The organism is Acinetobacter sp. NBRC 110496 (genome assembly GCF_000876115.1).
In the GTDB taxonomy this organism is placed as follows: Bacteria; Pseudomonadota; Gammaproteobacteria; order Pseudomonadales; family Moraxellaceae; genus Acinetobacter.
The window spans coordinates 65,439-82,825 of the sequence record NZ_BBTF01000016.1 but is presented as its reverse complement, the minus strand read 5'-3'; the positions used below and the strand labels follow the sequence as shown (position 1 = coordinate 82,825).

The window sequence follows — 17,387 nt, the reverse complement described above, 5'->3', positions numbered from 1 at the left end:
TAGAGCCACTAAGCAGTCCAGCGATACTGGTGGGAAGAAGAGCTGTTCCAGCGACAAACCCATAATAATAGAGTGTCGTTGCCAATACTGACATCACGGTGAAATGAGGGAGATAACGTAATTGCTGGCGATTGATTGCCCTTGTATAAATAGCAATCACTAAAAGAGGAAGAAATCCAAATAGGACTCGCAGGAATACGGTTTGTGAGGGGGAAATAAGGATAGTGGCCCATTTCATATAGATAAAATTTGTTCCCCAAATGATTCCAAGTAGAACTAGTGCGACATAAGCGCGAAGCATCTTATCTGTATCCTATTGAGTCAGTTTAGGGGTTAATCCAATGGCTATTCATCAAATTTCCATCGTTGTCATAAGTGAAATATGCACGCTGGTTGTTTTGGTGCTGCAATTGAAACCAGTCTAAAATCTCAATCTGGACAGAAATAACACCAAAACATGAATATCCATCTTGTCTTTCATCACTGTCTGTTTCTAGAAGTGAGTGGCAACCAGTGGTAAAAGCACACTCATCTCCTGGTGGTCCACCCGTATAGGTTCTCTGTGTCCATATACTCAATGATTGCCATGCCTGTTGAGCAACTTCAGTACCAGAAGCATGAAGTGTGGCAATACCTTTTAGGCGAAGCTGCAAACGCGTCTTTGAGCAAAACCCCAGAATGGTCGTAGATGGGTTTGCCAAGAGTTCATTCCATTTTGGACTGCGAATATCGGTATGGATCTCAAGAATACGTTTTAATTGATTTACATGTCTTAGCACGACCATTCTGGCCTGTGGCGTATCCTCTTTATCTACCGAGCATAGATTGATATAGCGGAAACCTGATTCAGGGGTGATAGTTGCCAATTCAAGTTCTTTCCAGGCCAAAGTATTAATTTGAATAAGATCATTTGCCATAACAGACACCTCAGTCAGGATAATTTTCCAGTCCTATACTTTATTTTCTAAAGGAAGACTCAGCATAAAAATTGCTTTTATTAGGACATTATTTCAACTAGTTGAATGACTTGCACACGATTAATAAACGCATTAGAGTGTAGAAAAACTACTGTCTATTTGGTTCTATGTTATCTCGTCGGAAACTCCCATCTTTAAATGCTTTGCGTGCTTTTGAATCGGCAGGACGGAAGTTGAGTTTCCGTGCTGCTGCGGATGAACTGGGAGTTACCCAAGGTGCGATTGCTCAGCAGGTCCGGGCATTGGAGGAACATCTGGGGGTTACACTATTTCAGCGTCTTCCAAGAGGACTGGCTTTGACTCCAGAGGGAGCTAATTACTTGGTCAATATGACTCATGCCTTTGATATTCTTACAGAATAAACGGAATCGATTTTGGATCAACCTGATAGCGTAACCATTAGTGTAACTCCGACGATTGCTGCCAAGTTGTTGATCCCTCTTTTAGGTAAACTACATACATCATTGCCTGATATCAAGCTGCATACATTAGCTACTGAAGCTGTATCAGATTTTGATCGGGATCAGGTTGATATTGCTGTACGCCTTACTAAAAAGTCATTTCCAGAGAATTTGGAAGCGCAGTTATTGTTCCGTCAGGAACTGATTGTTGTGGCAAGTCCTTTTCTTGTCCAAGATTTAACTCTTCCTTTAAAGCCTGAACAATTAATATCAATGCCACTTCTACATGATGCTCACGATAACTGGCCCAAGTTCCTAAATACAAATGTTAAGTTATCTGGACTTGTTTTTAGTCAAACCACTCTGGCATTAGACGCTGCTTTGTCAGGGCAAGGCATTGCGTTAGCATGCCGAGCCTTTGTAGATGAAGAGATTAAATCAGGAAAACTGGTACAGGTTGTTTCGGAAATAATGACCATTGAACCAAGTTATTATCTTGTACGGAAAAAATCCTCACACTCTAATACTACTGTGAACAAGATTTGGCAGTGGTGTATAGAATATCTTGGTACTAATTAAAAAACTCTTTAAGTAATTGACTTATATATTCTTACTTTATTGGTTATATATGTGGTCATATAGACATAACCTCTTTTTCATTTGCAGGTGTTATTGGAGTTAATGTGGTCATCCTTTTATATCGACCAAGATGGTGTTTGTTATCTGCTTTGATTTTGTAAGTATAATTTTTCTTGGATTTAGTATTATTAATTACAGATAAATTTGGATTAGTGAATGTATGTCTTATAAAAACATCTTTCTTTATATTCTCTTTGAATACATTGTCGAGCTCTATAATTATATTCTGTTGGATAATAATCTCACTACTTCCCATAAAGGTGCTGATAGATAGTAGAGAGTCCCTAATCAAGGTAAAAGTACAAGAAAATTTATTATTGATCTGAACTGCTTTTATTGCCTTGGCAGTTTCAAAAACATCGCGGTATTCTTCAATACTAAACGTAATGTCACTTTTGAATGGTAATTCGATATGAAGAACATTACAAATGAGTCTGCAATAATAAGTATATGATAGTAAAGGTAATAGTCTGGAAAAATAAGTTTTTCCAATTGAGGTGCTTGAAGAGAATACTTCTAAACCATCTATATATATGATTGCTTTGAATTCTTTACTATTTGACAATGATTTATAAAATTTAAAAATTTGATCAAAGTAAGGTAATTTAGATAAGTTTTTGTTATCCCATAACTGGAAGTTTAAATCCAGATTAAAACCATCCTTTATAGGTTGTCCAGAATATGGAATTTTATTGATTTTAAAACTTAGAAGATGATTATATTTCATGGAGGAAAAGGAAAAGGTTTCTTTTCCTAATATCAATTCATCTTCAAAACTCATAAGCGTTTCACCCTCTTCATCCTGTATCTCAACAATGGCAGTTCTTTTATTATTGGGCTCAATAATCAGGATGCCATCCTTTAGGTTCTGGGGAAATATTGAGTCTAGCCCTAATGAGTTGGTGGTTACCTTGGCAATATCACATGAGAGAGTTTGGCCATGATCTATTAAGTCCGAAAATTTTTCATTATATTCAGATGGATCAATAGGAATAAAGTTGATGATAACAGGATCATCTGTATCTTCTTTAACATTGATCTCAAAGTGGTTAGAACCATTGATAAAAGAGTATTCCACATCTAGCCGTGGGTCTAATTTATGAATATATGATTTTACAGCTCTTGCTACTTCTGAGATGGAAGTCTGCATTCGATCAGATAGGTTTACTCCTATACCTTGTAATAAGGTACGATGAACTTTGTAGTCTGCCTCATTCTGCGTATAAAGCCTTGAGTTTGAATTAATTTTTATTCTATGTTCTGCTTCTTTCTTCCAATGGTGCAATAAAGGGGCTGGATAAGCCTCTGGTTCCCTATCTATTTTTATAGAGCAATGTGCACAAAGCCAAATTGCATTATTGATGTCTTTTCTTTCTTCAGTTGTCATCTCTGCCTTATAGCGAGGACCACCGATAGATGCAGCACAAATATGTGCTGCTACACCTGTATCAATTACTTTTGTTGGATCAGTCGCTTGAGGCTCCACTGTTAGAACATAGCATTCAGGGTTTGAACAACAGTTTGATACTCTGCGACGTAGTGCATCAATTGTTCTTTGGGTGAAATTATCTCTTGTTCTTTTTGACATATATATTCATAAATGTAGTTAATTAATTAGATTTTGAAGAACTGATATTAGAAGTCAATAAGCTATATTGATTTATAAGAATTTTTATAGGTATGGCATAGGAGGTTATATTGATATAACCTCCCATTATTTGTCATTTCTTTCGGGTTAAAGGTGAAACGGAAAGCAGGTCATTATGATGGTGAACGTCCTTTATATCATTGTGGGGCTCTTGCAAACCTTCAAGAATCGGACAATCAGGTCTATTATCACCAGCACAGCAGTCGATTAAGTCCTTGAGAGTATTCGCCATTTGCTGTAGGTCATTGATACGTTCTTCCAGCTTTTCAATATGACCCTGAGCCAGGCGTTTGACATCAGCACTCTGTCTACTGCGGTTATTCCATAAATCGAGTAGGTCTGATATTTCCGCTACTGAAAAACCGAGTTCACGACTTCGTTTGATAAACTTTAAACGTTCAACATCATTTACTGAGTAAGAGCGATATCCTGCATTATTACGTCCAGCAGCGGGAATCAGGCCAATCTGCTCGTAATAACGAATCATCTTGGCGGTAACTCCTGAAGCTTTAGAGACTTTACCAATGTTCATCATATCCTCCTTAGCCTTGACTGACGGATGGTGACTGGAATCGACGTAAACGTAATGCATTACCGAGTACAAATACACTGGACAAAGCCATTGCACCTGCTGCAAAGATTGGGGACATCAGTATTCCATAGGCTGGGTACAATATACCAGCAGCAACAGGAATCAACATGGTGTTATAGGCAAATGCCCAGAATAAGTTCTGATGAATATTACCAATCGTTGCTTTGGACAAGGCAATCGCATTGGCAACACCTTGTAAGTTCCCTGACATTAACACGACATCGGCAGATTCAATTGCAACATCTGTACCTGTACCAATCGCAAGTCCCACATCAGCTTCAGCCAAAGCTGGCGCATCGTTAATACCATCACCCACAAAAGCGATATGGCCATATTTTGCTTTCAGCTCTTTAACCGCACTAACTTTACCCTCTGGTAAAACTTCAGCAATCACTTCATCAATACCCAATTGTTTGGCAATCGCTTGAGCAGTACGAACATTGTCACCAGTAACCATTGCCACCTTAAGCCCTAATTGGTGTAGAGCCTTAATCGCTGCTGGCGTTGTGGATTTGATTGGGTCGGCAACTGCAATAATTCCTGCTAGTTCGCCATCGACAGCAACATAAAGAGGGGATTTACCCTCATCACCAAGACGCTGAGCTGTAACAGCAAATGGAGCAACATCAATACCAAGTTGAACCATATAACGGTCTGCACCAATATTGATTTTTTCATTACCATTGATGGTTGCATAGACACCCATACCAGTGACTGAATCAAAGGTATCGACTTTAGGTAGAGCTAGGTTTTCACTTTTTGCCGCATCAACAATTGCTTTAGCAATCGGATGTTCAGAACGGGATTCGACAGCCGCAACCATGCCTAGAACATAATCACGCTCAAACAATTGGGTTACTTCAAAGTCAGTCAGCACAGGATGACCCTCTGTCAACGTCCCTGTTTTATCAACTGCAACAACTTTAGCATCTTTTAATAGTTGTAAGGCTTCACCTTTACGGAACAACACTCCTAACTCTGCACCACGACCTGTACCCACCATAATTGAGGTTGGTGTCGCTAATCCCATTGCACACGGGCAGGCAATGATCAGCACTGCCACAGCATTAACCAACGCAAAGGTTAAGGCTGGTGATGGACCAAAAATAAGCCAGACTAGGAATGTAAGTACTGCGGCAATCATCACCGCAGGGACAAACCATAAGGTAACTTTATCCACCACAGCTTGAATCGGCATTTTAGAACCCTGTGCTTGCTCAACCAAACGAATGATTTGAGCCAGCATAGTTTCGCCACCCACCGCCACAGCGGTAAAGGTCAACGTGCCATTCTGGTTAATGGTGCCGCCTACCACATCACTGCCGATGCCTTTCTCAACAGGGATTGGTTCACCCGTAATCATGGATTCATCAACAAAACTTTTTCCATCAGTGACTTGACCATCGACAGGGATTCTTTCACCTGGTTTCACAATGATAATGTCATCTGCAACCACTTGGTCTAGTGCAATATCTACCATTTGGCCATCGCGTAAAACATGGGCAGTTTTGGCCTGTAAGCTGACTAAACGCTGGATTGCTTCAGATGTTCGCCCTTTGGCTTTTGCTTCAAGAAAACGACCCAGTAAGATTAATGCCACAATCACCGCAGCAGCTTCGTAATATACATTTACCGTTCCTGTGGGAAGGATGTTGGGTATGAATGTGGCAACAATAGAAAATAGGTAAGCTGCTAATGTACCAACCGCAACCAGCGAGTTCATATCAGGTGCTAAACGGAGTAATGCAGGCAAACCTTTTAGATAGAATCTTCGTCCTGGAATAACTAAAACCAACGTGGTCAGGATGAATTGTAAATACCAGCTATTCTGCATCCCAATAGTTTGATCAATCAGTTGATGAACACCAGGGATAAGGTGAGATCCCATTTCCAAAATAAATACAGGCAAAGCCAATAGGGTTGCAAGAATCAAATCACGCTTAAGTTCAGCACGTTCTTGATCTTTTTTCTCAAGCAGCTCTGTCTGGTCAGGAATAGAAGCTTGAATTTCTGTGGCATCGTAACCAGCTTTATCAATTGCGGTAATCAAGTCATCGACATTTGCTGAACCACTGACCGTTGCACGCTCAGTCGCAAGATTGACATTGGCCTCTTTTACACCTGCAACGGCTTTAAGGGCTTTTTCGACACGACCTACACAACTAGCACAGGTCATGCCTTTAATTGATAATTCAATATTATTTGCGGGCACGTCATAACCTGATTGTTCAATGGCATGAACCAGTACCTGACGATCCACAGGCTGATCAAGTACAATATCTGCACGTTCTGTCGCTAGATTGACCGAGGCAGACTGTACACCATCAACTTTTTTGAGTGCTGTTTCAACACGCCCAACACAGCTGGCACATGTCATCCCTTCAATTTTTAATGTAACTTTCATATTATTAGAAAGCTTATCTGTTGCCTTTCCCATAAGATATACCTATAGTGCTTACCCAATTATTAAGAGCATAAACCTTGCCATTATGGGAAGGTCAAGGGTAGAATATGTAAACATATATATTTTCTAAATAATAGGAATTTAAGTATTAGTATGAATTTTAATAATCACCCGATACCATTATCTCAAGATGAGATTATGTCTTTAGCTGAAACATTTCGGCTATTAGGTGATGCTTCACGACTTAAAATTCTACTTTTTTGTATGCGGGGGCCTAGTTCAGTAGGTGAAATCAGTGATGCTCTTGATTTATCCCAATCTTTAGTCAGTCATAATCTTCGTTTATTGCGTTCAGCTCGTTTAGTCAAAGGCGAAAGACAATCTAAACAAGTATTTTATGAGATTGATGATTTACATGTTAGTCAGGTTTTATTAGATATGGCAAGTCATATTAGTGAGGAGCACTAATTTATAGTAGTACGTAATGTATTGCAAAAATATCTAAATTAAATAACTTTAAGGGGAAAGAGGGTTATAGGAATTCTTTATTTTTATTACTCTAAACAAGAAATATATCATGCATTTATTTAAGTTATCAGTATCATCTACAAAAAGTTAAGATCAAGGGCATATAATTAAGAAATGTCTAGCTATATGCCTTGATATCTATTTGAGGAAAGTGCTATCTGTTTTTAACAGCAACTTGTAGTGTTATCTTCAAATGCACTTAATCGGCAGAAACAGGATGCTTCAATATTAATATCAGCCGAGGCAAGTGCTATATCACGTTGCAGCGAAATATCTCGAGCTTCTTTCTCTAGACCTAGTTTTGCTAAACACTCATAAAGTCCATGAAGACTCCATACATTGTTAGGGCGAATTCGGCGACGTCCAAGGTCACCTTCTAGCCCCAGTTCAATCCGATATTCTTGGGCTGCTACTTCAAAGTTTCCTTGTTCCATATTAAGTGCGCAGAATGCATGCCGAACTGGTTGTAACCAAGCTGGAGGATCACAATAAGGAAGAGCATCTTCTAATTTAATGCCTTCTCGCAAGATTGCGAATGCTTCTTTCGTATTACCTTTACGATACTCAATTTCGCCATGAATCATTTTGGCAGCAATTTTTAAAGCTTCGACCTCTTTAACAGGTATAGAGTTAAAGCGCTCTTCTGATACATTAGCTACTGCTTTTATAAAAGACTCTCTTTCTTTTTCGGCCTCTTTAACTCTTCTTAATGAAGCAAATGCTATGCCTTTTGCGTAGTGAATCATTGCGGTTGTGGAACTATATAGACCTTTATCTTTAGGTAGCTCAAGTTTCAGAATATCTTCCCACATGCCAAATCTAATCATAACATGTGGTAGTGTTGTGCAATGGCTTTCAGTTAAATTAGCCATTGGCGGTGTAGTGATATGTAGTACTTCGGGTGTTAAAATGTCATTGATACGATGAGCCATAAATAACGCTTCCTGTGATTTACCTGCCATCATTGCACCATAAGCACCTACCATTAAATTATGAACGCGATACAAGATATTCCAACCACCTGGATTCTTTTCTCTAGAAAAATATCTTTCATCGGCTGCGATTGCATCAAGATTAGAATAAACCACTCGACGCCAATCTCCGCATGCATTATCAATATGTGTGGACATATGGGCTAAATGTGACCCATCAGGTGATAAATTACGAAGGTTATCAGCAGCTGGCAATGCAACTTCAGGATAAGGTGACATTTCCATTAAATGTATATAGAGATGATTAATTACAGGATGACGATTTGCCCCAGGTTTAGTGAAAGCAACTTCAAGCACGTTTCTAGCTTCAACTGTACCTAAACCTATGGCTTCACCGGTATCTAAATCCCACAATTTACGAGGGCTCAAGCACATGAGTGCATCTGCAAACATTGCAGCTGCATCAAGATCATTAGAATATTTTTCATAAAATGATCTCATAGCTTGAGCATATGCAAAATTCAGCTCATGAAAGTCTTGTTCATCTATAGTCACGTGTTTTGGAAAGCGTGGAGCAAGGGCATCAATTAAATCTTTCTCAAATTGTGTCGCATTATGAGTCGCTGCTAACTTTGCTTGTTCCATAATTTCATTAATATATGGAATGGTATTCTGTAAGTCTGAAGGATCAAATAAATGCCAAGCTTTATTGTAATTTGGACCAGATGCAAAGGCGATGCCCCAATAAGCCATTGCGCATTTTGCATCATGTTCTAGAGCTTTCTTAAAACAATTTATGGCTTCACTCGGATTGAAACAATATGTCCATAATAAGCCACGATCAAACCAAAGTTGAGTATCAGGAGATGACGTAGTTATTTGACGCTGGTAATCTCCTAAATTGTAGTATTTATCAGACATTAAAGTCTCCTCATCAGTGAATAACAATAAAGATTTAAGGTTAGTGATTATGTCCAGCGTGTGGATCAATTTGAGTTGGGTTTTCTAAGCTACAAGTACTATTGCCTTGCCAATCAATGGCTATAGTTGGATGTTCAATAGAAAATTTGGATTTTAGCTCATTCTCAATGTTGAGAGTTAATGTCGCGAGGTCAACTCCATCTTTGGGTTTGACATGCAACGTTGCCATAGATCTACCTGATGTAATCATCCAAATATGTATATGGGTAATTTTTTCAATACCACTTACATTTTTCAAAAGATATTCAGTGATCTCTTGGGCATTAGCATTCTCAGGAGCACCCTCAAGTAAAATATGAAGAGTACGTTTAAATAAAGACCATGCGCTGCGTAGTACAAGTAAAGAAACTAGAACAGATAAAATTGGATCGATAGGAGTCCAGCCTGTGTACCAAATCACTATGGCAGCAATAATTGCTCCAACAGAGCCGAGTAAATCGCCCATTACATGGAGAATAGCTCCTTTAACATTGACATGTTCTGTATCGCCTCTTGTTAAGTACCATAAAACAAATAAGTTAACGAGCATACCTATAATAGCAACGATAAACATCGGTCCTGCCATGACAGGTTGAGGTGATTGAAAGCGTTCAATAGCCTCATAAATAATCCATCCAACGATTGCGAATAATGTAAGAGAATTCATTAAGCCAGCAATAACTTCGAATCGCATGTATCCAAATGTTTTTGAATTATCTGCAATGCGGCGACCGAAACGAAAGGCAGCATAAGCTAAACCTAAGGCAACGGCATCTGTAAGCATATGCCCTGCATCAGCCAGAAGTGCGAGTGAACCAGAGATGATTCCTCCAGTGGCTTCTACAAGCATGAACCCGAAAATGATAAAAAACGAAATCAGAATTTTTCTTTCGTTTCCGTTACTCACATCAGGAACATGTGAATGATCATGACCTTCATGCGAATGATCATGACCTTCATGCGAATGATCATGACATTTATGATTGTGATCGCGTTGATTACTCATGTATAAAAACCTAACATGTATATATTTTTACATATGAATATATGTTCATATGTAAAAATTGTCAAATTTAATTTATTAATTTTAATATAATCAATGGCATGTGCCATTTTTGAGCTAATAGGGAATCAAATTTTCTAAAGTAATACTGTTTTTACTTATTCTAAGAGAAATTTCTACTTAGGATAAAATGAATAATTTGACAGTCTAATACTGGAGGGATATTGCATGAATTTAATTTCCATAGACGGAGGTATGTTTTATAAAGCTGAAAAAACGGACTATTAAACTTATAGAAATTCACTTTTTAATAATTCATATAAATATATGTTCATTTGTATAATCTATTCAGATCACCCTATTGACCTTCCAATTATTGGAAACATTAGCATGTGTGCAACTGCTACAGAAACCTATCCAGAGTGATGTAGCTTTGCATAAAAGGTGAATATCATGAAAAAACGAATGACAGCGGTTGCTGTAGCAGTAGTGATTGCTATCTCAGGTGGTCTGCTGTACACAGCAAAAAATATATCGGATCAACCCAAGCAACAAGCTAGTTCAGCTCAAATGCCTATTCCTCAGGTTCCAGTTGCGGAAGTAATTACACAAGAACTTAATCCAACTGCCGAATATACAGGCTACTTATCGGCACCACAAAGCGTTGAAATCAAGTCCCGAGTCGGTGGTGTCATTAATAGTGTTAGTGTTCCTGAGGGCAGTTATGTTCGTAAGGGACAGGTATTATTTAAAATTGATCCTGCACCTTTTCAGGTTGCTCTGAAGACAGCCCAGGCACGACTGAAAGCAGCAGAGGTTCAGTATAGCCAGGCTGTTCTGGATTTTAACCGGGCAAATAAACTGGTCGAAAGTGGTGCCGTCTCCAATAAGGTTTATGACGATGCACTGGCAACCAAAAATAACCGTCAGGCTCAAGTACAGGAGGCTCAGGCAGCCGTCAGTGCAGCGAAGCTGGATTTATCTTATACCAATATTACAGCACCGATTTCAGGACGTATTGACCGTGTTCTTGTCACCAGTGGTAACTTGATTGCAGGTGGAAATACAGGCAATGCCACAGCCTTAACCACCATCGTTTCAGTCAATCCGCTGTATGTTTATTTTGACCTTGATGAAAAAACCTTTCTCAATCTAAAGGGACAAAATAAATCTGGACAATTCAACTTGCCAATCGAAATGGGATTGGCAAATACAGAAACTTATCCTTATACAGGGAAATTAAACTTTGTAAGTACTCAAATTGACCAGCGTACAGGGACGCTACGGGTTAGGGCATCTATTACCAATGATTCAGGTGAATTAGCACCAGGTATGTTTGCCAGAGTTAAGCTGACCACTGGAAATAAACAGTCCACCATTCTGATAGATGATCAGGCGGTGGGTACAGATCAGGGCAATAATTTTGTTCTGGTTCTTGGTTCGAATAATACGGTTGAATTTAGGCCTGTAACACTTGGCTCGGTCGTTGATGGATTGCGGATTATTAGCAGTGGTCTGCAAACTGGCGATAAAGTCATTATTAAAGGGCTGGTTCGCCCAGGAATGCAGGTCAAGCCAAATATCGTTCCAATGCAAACGCCTACTCCGACTGAAAGTGCCGCACAGGGGAAATAAGCCATGAAGAATTTCCCTCATTTCTTTGTTAATCGGCCAATATTTGCGGTCGTGATCTCTGTGCTGATCGTCATTCTCGGTGCTTTATCACTGTTTAAACTGCCATTGAGTGAATATCCAGCCATTACACCACCGACTGTACAGGTCATGGCAAGTTATCCTGGTGCCAACCCCAAAATCATTGCCGAGACGGTTTCCTCCCCTCTGGAACAAGCCGTGAACGGTGTTGAGAACATGTTGTATATGAGTTCTCAAACCGCAGCCGATGGCAAGATGGTACTGACCGTCACCTTTAAACAGGGTACAGACCCTGATAAAGCACAGATACAGGTACAAAACAGGGTTTCTCGTGCATTGCCACGCTTACCTGAAGAAGTTCAACGCATTGGTGTGGTCACTGAAAAAACCTCACCCGATATTCTCATGGTCATCAATTTGGTGTCATCCAACAAGAATCATGATCCACTATATTTGTCCAACTATGCACTGTTAAATGTGCGTGATGAGCTTGCACGTTTACCAGGTGTTGGAAATATCGAGATTGGTGGTGCTGGTGAATATTCGATGCGTGTCTGGATTGATCCTGAAAAAGTGGCTGCCCGTGGTTTAACCGCCAATGATGTGGTTGCAGCCATTCGTGAACAAAACATGCAGGTTGCTGCGGGTTCTGTTGGTCAACAACCAAATACAACATCGGCCTATCAAGTTACTGTTAATACGCTGGGACGTTTAACCACTGAAGAGCAATTCAGTGAAATCGTGGTTAAAGCTGGTGACACTGGACAAATCACACGCCTGAAAGATGTTGCACGAATTGAACTGGGTTCTGATGCTTATACCATGCGAGCTTTACTGGATGGTAAGCCAACATCTGCCTTACAAATCTTTATGACACCAGGTGCCAATGCACTCGATGTTTCAAGTGAAGTCCGTGAAACGATGGCAGAATTGAAGAAAAGCTTCCCTGACGGTGTGGATTATAAAATTCCTTATGATCCAAATATTTTCGTAAAAGCTTCTTTGAAATCAGTCATTACCACTCTGTTAGAAGCCATTGCACTGGTTGTGCTTGTTGTCATCCTGTTCCTGCAAACATGGCGTGCATCCATTATTCCTTTAATTGCCGTTCCCGTTTCACTGATTGGTACGTTTGCAATTATGTATTATTTCGGCTTCTCCCTAAATACATTGACCTTATTTGGACTGGTACTGTCGATTGGTATTGTGGTCGATGATGCAATTGTGGTGGTGGAGAACGTAGAACGGCATATTGCATTAGGCGAATCACCAAAAGAAGCTGCCCGTAAGGCAATGTCTGAGGTGACAGGGCCAATTATCGCGATTACTGCGGTTTTATCTGCTGTATTTATTCCATCGGCATTTCTTACAGGATTGCAGGGTGAGTTCTATCGCCAATTTGCCTTGACCATTGCGATTTCAACCATCTTATCTGCAATCAACTCTTTAACACTTTCACCAGCTTTAGCAGGTATCTTGCTTAAACCACATCAAGCTGGAAATAAAAAACGTGATTTAACCGAACGCTTATTTGGTTGGTTCTTTAGAGGATTCAATCGGTTCTTTGATAAGGCATCGGACAAATATGTAGGTGCAGTCCGCAAGGGGGTACGTTTAAGTGCCATCATGCTGATTTTGTATGTAGGTTTTCTTGGCCTAACTTGGTTAGGTTTTAACAAAGTGCCGCAAGGCTTTGTTCCTGCACAGGACAAGTATTATCTAGTTGGTATCGCCCAGTTACCTACAGGCGCATCTTTAGACCGCACAGAAGCTGTAGTTAAACAGATGACGGAAATTGCACTGAATGAACCTGGTGTGGAAAGCGTCATGGCATTCCCAGGCTTTACACCAAGTGGTCCAGTCAATGTACCAAACTCTGCCTTGATGTTTGCCATGCTTGATCCATTTGAGGCTCGTCAGGACCCCTCATTATCAGCAGGAGCAATTGCTGGAAAATTAATGGGTAAATTCAGTCAGATTCCTGACGGATTTGCGGGCATCTTTCCACCACCACCAGTACCTGGCTTAGGTTCTATGGGCGGATTCAAGCTACAAATTGAAGATCGGGCTGGTTTAGGCTTTGAAACACTGGCACGTGTACAGGGCGAGATTATGGCGAAAGCCTCTCAGACGCCTGAACTTGTCGGTATGCTTGCGAGTTTCCAGGCAAATGCTCCACAGATTGAAGTTGATATTGACCGTGTAAAAGCGAAGTCACAAGGTGTACCACTGACCGATATTTTTGAAACACTACAAATCAATCTGGGGTCAATCTATATCAATGACTTTAATCGGTTTGGTCGTACTTATCGTGTAATTGCTCAGGCAGATTCCCCATTCCGTATGCAACCAGAGAACATTAATCTGTTAAAGGTGAGAAATGCAGCGGGAGACATGATTCCGCTTTCGACCTTTGTCACGATTAAGCGTAGTTCTGGCCCTGATCGTGTTATGCACTATAACAGTTTCCCATCAGCCGATATTAGTGGTAACGCTGCATCAGGTTATTCATCTGGTCAGGCAACTGCCGCAATTGAAAAAATTGTGCAGGAAACATTGCCACAAGGTATGACCTATGAATGGACCGATCTGGTCTATCAGGAAAAGAATACAGGCAATACTGCGGTCATGGTTTTTGCTCTAGCAATTATTTTGGCGTTCCTTTTCCTTGCAGCTCAATACAACAGTTGGTCAATGCCTTTTGCAGTATTACTTATTGCACCAATGGCCTTGTTATCTGCGATTGTAGGTGTTTGGGTAACTGGTAGTGATAACAACATCTTTACCCAGATTGGCTTTGTTGTTCTGGTGGGACTTGCTGCAAAAAATGCCATCTTAATTGTGGAGTTTGCCCGAGCCAAAGAGGATGAGGGTTTGAATCCTTTTGATGCAGTACTTGAAGCAGCCCGATTAAGATTACGCCCGATTCTAATGACCTCAATTGCATTTATTGCTGGTGTGATACCACTGGTATTAGCCACAGGTGCTGGTGCAGAAATGCGTCATGCCATGGGTATCGCTGTTTTCTCTGGAATGCTGGGCGTGACAATCTTTGGTTTGCTGTTTACACCCATTTTCTATGTCGTCATTCGTAATTTTATTCTGCGTAGAGAACAGGCCAAAGCACTGGTACAGGAGGGTTCAAAATGAAAAATTTAACACTTCATTTAAACCGATACACCTTCCTCAAGAAAATGAGTGTACTAACCACTGCCACTATTCTTGCAGGATGTTCAATGGCACCCATATATGAGCGACCTGTCTCTCCTGTGTCGGAACACTATCCAACAGGAGAGGCTTATCCAGGGCTGCAAGTGAACAATGGAAAGCAAACAGTCGCAGCCGATATTGGCTGGCGTGACTTTTATACCGATCCTGTCTTACTCCAACTCATCGATCATGCATTGAAAAACAATCATGATTTTAAGGTGACAGCTTTAAATGTTGAGGCGATAGAAGCACAGTATCGTATTCGTCGTGCTGACCGTTTACCGCATGTGGGTGTTACCGCAGAGTCAGCCAGTCAGCGTTTACCGTCTGATCTTGCTTATAACCCCCGCATGTATCAGGTTGGTGTTACTTCGGTCGCATGGGAAGTCGATTTATGGGGCCGAGTACGCAGTCTGAGTGATCAGGCTTTACAGAACTATTTGGCTTCTAAAGAGGTCCAGACAGCATCACAGTTAAGTCTGGTATCCGCAGTTGCTAATGCTTATCTGGTCTATAAGGCCGATCAGGAAACGTTAGGTTTAACCAAGGCGACTTTGGCGACACAGCAGAAATCCTATGACTTGACCAGGAAACTTGTTGATGTTGGTAATGCAACCCGATTTGATTTACGTCAAGCTGAAATAGGACTGCGCACCGCACAAACCAATTATGCAAAATTCTTGCGTATTACTGCACAGGATCGTAATGCTCTGGTGTTACTTCTGGGTTCACCATTAACACAGGAATTGGCGGCCCAATTGGACCAGTCCCCCAAAATTCCTGATCAGGTTGTTATGCAGGATATACCAGTTGGTTTGCCATCGGATCTACTTCAACGTCGTCCAGACATTCGTGCCGCAGAACATAAGCTTCAGGCTGCGAATGCAAACATTGGAGCAGCCCGTGCAGCATTTTTTCCATCCATTACCCTAACGGGTTCGGCGGGTACGGCAAGTTCCAGTCTGGATAATCTATTTAATGCAGGTACAGGTGCATGGAGTTTTATGCCCAAGATTAACTTGCCCATATTTAATGCAGGTTTAAATCAGGCAAATCTGGATCGCTCACACATCATGAAGCAGATTGAAGTCATCAACTATGACAAATCTATTCAAACAGCTTTTCGTGAAGTTGCTGATGGGCTGGCTGGCAAGTCCACACTAGATGAACAGATCAAATCGCAGCAGCAAATGATTGCGGCCAGCCAGGATGCCCATAAGTTGGCAACCTTACGTTTTGATGCTGGTGAAGATAATTATCTCGCAGTCCTCGACTCACAACGAACTCTGTATGCATCTCAGCAGGCACTTATACAGACCCGCCTGGAACGCCTGAATAATCAGGTCAACCTCTACAAGGCATTAGGTGGAGGCTGGAATGAACATACCGTACAGATTGAACGTAAATCTTTGAAATAGCACATCGATGGAATTCATCTTTTGATGGAAAGAGATGAATTCCTGACAAGATGAAACAGAATATGAGGTCATATAAATGAAATTTATTATCCATGATATAGAAAACTTCCCATTTGTTGAGTTTAAGCAAGATCAGGCAGTTCCAGGTTATTCACCTCAATGGCAGTTGGAAATGCAGGAATTCTTGGAAATGAGCAGTCCGTTTGTGATTGTTTATGATCAATTATCAATGCAAGAAACACCTGAAGACTTTAAACAACGTGGTCTTTGGCTTAAAAACCATAAAGATGAACTTAATCAGTTATGTAAGGCAATTATCTGCATTGAACCTGATCAGGAAAAAAGAGTTGCCATCAGAAAGATGACGGAAATGGCTGTAAAGGCATTTGGCATTCCTTATGAAATCGTCAATACCAGGGAAGACGCCGAACGGATTGTGGATGAACTTATTCAAGTCTAAGGTGAATATGATGAACACTATTTATATCAATCAATTGAAGCAAGATGTTGATGGTCAAGGGAAAAAATCAAAGCCTTTTTTCATGACATTCTTACTCATTCTTATGACGTTAGGATTAGCTTCAATTTCGCATGCAAAAGCACCGATCAATACAGCTTTGGAAACCGTGGAGAGCTATCTTAATATCTGGAATGGTACGCAGCCAGATGACCTGACTAAAGTTCTTGACACGAATGTTGAGTATTTCAATACAAGTAATGAAGAAAACCGTAAAGGTACAGCATCTGTAATTGAGGTACCCAAGTTTTTATTAACAGTCATTCCTGATCGGAAGATGACGCTTACATCCCCGCCACTCATTGTTGGTGATAAGGTTGCTGTCGAATGGCAGCTTCAGGGAACCCTCAATAAAAAAGACCAGTCTGGTAAAAAAGACGCAAAAGTAATCACTTTTAAAGGTGCTTCATTTTTTGAGGTTAAAAATAATAAGATTATATACATCGGTGATTACTACAACAATCATCCATTGCGTAGTCAGTTAGAGCCATAATCAGGAGTGCTA

The 17,387-nt window shown here is 40.4% G+C and carries 13 protein-coding genes and 1 pseudogene; 7 read left to right on the top strand and 7 right to left on the bottom strand.

The window, feature by feature from the left end; translation table 11 throughout:
- On the bottom strand, window positions 1-301 hold a 301-nt coding region (locus Aba26S_RS10145), incomplete at its 3' end, for an EamA family transporter (RefSeq protein ID WP_155770352.1).
- Between the two features lie 25 nt (window positions 302-326).
- Window positions 327-917, bottom strand: coding sequence for a pyridoxamine 5'-phosphate oxidase family protein (locus Aba26S_RS10140; RefSeq protein ID WP_023187992.1), 591 nt, complete (start codon window positions 915-917; stop codon window positions 327-329).
- Window positions 918-1,084: 167 nt separating this feature from the next.
- Here Aba26S_RS10140 and Aba26S_RS10135 point away from each other — a divergent pair.
- Window positions 1,085-1,957 (top strand): annotated as a pseudogene (locus tag Aba26S_RS10135) (LysR substrate-binding domain-containing protein).
- Between the two features lie 55 nt (window positions 1,958-2,012).
- On the opposite strand, the gene Aba26S_RS10130 reads toward Aba26S_RS10135, so the two are convergent.
- From Aba26S_RS10130 to Aba26S_RS10120, 3 genes are all read right to left on the bottom strand, one after another.
- Window positions 2,013-3,605 (bottom strand): hypothetical protein, encoded by a 1,593-nt coding sequence (locus tag Aba26S_RS10130; protein WP_023187991.1) that lies wholly within the window; start codon window positions 3,603-3,605, stop codon window positions 2,013-2,015.
- 133 nt (window positions 3,606-3,738) lie between these two features.
- A complete protein-coding gene (gene cueR, locus Aba26S_RS10125; protein WP_023187990.1) occupies window positions 3,739-4,197 on the bottom strand; it encodes a Cu(I)-responsive transcriptional regulator in 459 nt (152 codons plus the stop codon).
- 10 nt (window positions 4,198-4,207) lie between these two features.
- Entirely contained in the window at window positions 4,208-6,694 is a 2,487-nt protein-coding gene (locus Aba26S_RS10120) for a heavy metal translocating P-type ATPase (protein ID WP_023187989.1), read from the bottom strand.
- Window positions 6,695-6,814: 120 nt separating this feature from the next.
- Between Aba26S_RS10120 and Aba26S_RS10115 the strand changes: the two genes are divergently transcribed.
- A complete protein-coding gene (locus tag Aba26S_RS10115; protein WP_023187988.1) occupies window positions 6,815-7,129 on the top strand; it encodes a helix-turn-helix transcriptional regulator in 315 nt (104 codons plus the stop codon).
- A gap of 224 nt (window positions 7,130-7,353) precedes the next feature.
- Here the strand turns inward: Aba26S_RS10115 and Aba26S_RS10110 are convergent, their stop codons facing one another.
- Both Aba26S_RS10110 and Aba26S_RS10105 read right to left on the bottom strand, forming a co-directional pair.
- A complete protein-coding gene (locus Aba26S_RS10110) occupies window positions 7,354-9,042 on the bottom strand; it encodes a hypothetical protein (RefSeq protein ID WP_023187987.1) in 1,689 nt (562 codons plus the stop codon).
- A 40-nt stretch (window positions 9,043-9,082) separates the two neighbouring features.
- On the bottom strand, window positions 9,083-10,087 hold the full coding sequence (locus tag Aba26S_RS10105; RefSeq protein ID WP_023187986.1) for a cation diffusion facilitator family transporter: 1,005 nt from the start codon (window positions 10,085-10,087) through the stop codon (window positions 9,083-9,085).
- A 450-nt stretch (window positions 10,088-10,537) separates the two neighbouring features.
- Here Aba26S_RS10105 and Aba26S_RS10100 point away from each other — a divergent pair, with 450 nt between their 5' ends.
- The 5 genes from Aba26S_RS10100 to Aba26S_RS10080 all read left to right on the top strand — a co-directional run bounded on the left by Aba26S_RS10100 (window position 10,538) and on the right by Aba26S_RS10080 (window position 17,375).
- Window positions 10,538-11,719, top strand: coding sequence for an efflux RND transporter periplasmic adaptor subunit (locus tag Aba26S_RS10100; protein ID WP_023187985.1), 1,182 nt, complete (start codon window positions 10,538-10,540; stop codon window positions 11,717-11,719).
- Window positions 11,720-11,722: 3 nt separating this feature from the next.
- The gene (locus Aba26S_RS10095) at window positions 11,723-14,887 is read left to right on the top strand and encodes an efflux RND transporter permease subunit (RefSeq protein WP_008942230.1); all 3,165 of its coding nucleotides are present in this window, start codon (window positions 11,723-11,725) and stop codon (window positions 14,885-14,887) included.
- The gene (locus tag Aba26S_RS10090) at window positions 14,884-16,365 is read left to right on the top strand and encodes an efflux transporter outer membrane subunit (RefSeq protein WP_008942231.1); all 1,482 of its coding nucleotides are present in this window, start codon (window positions 14,884-14,886) and stop codon (window positions 16,363-16,365) included. The genes Aba26S_RS10095 and Aba26S_RS10090 overlap by 4 nt, the downstream gene beginning before the upstream one ends.
- A gap of 76 nt (window positions 16,366-16,441) precedes the next feature.
- Entirely contained in the window at window positions 16,442-16,825 is a 384-nt protein-coding gene (locus Aba26S_RS10085; protein ID WP_008942232.1) for a hypothetical protein, read from the top strand.
- Window positions 16,826-16,835: 10 nt separating this feature from the next.
- Window positions 16,836-17,375 (top strand): nuclear transport factor 2 family protein, encoded by a 540-nt coding sequence (locus tag Aba26S_RS10080; RefSeq protein ID WP_017396455.1) that lies wholly within the window; start codon window positions 16,836-16,838, stop codon window positions 17,373-17,375.
- Window positions 17,376-17,387 lie beyond the last annotated feature (12 nt).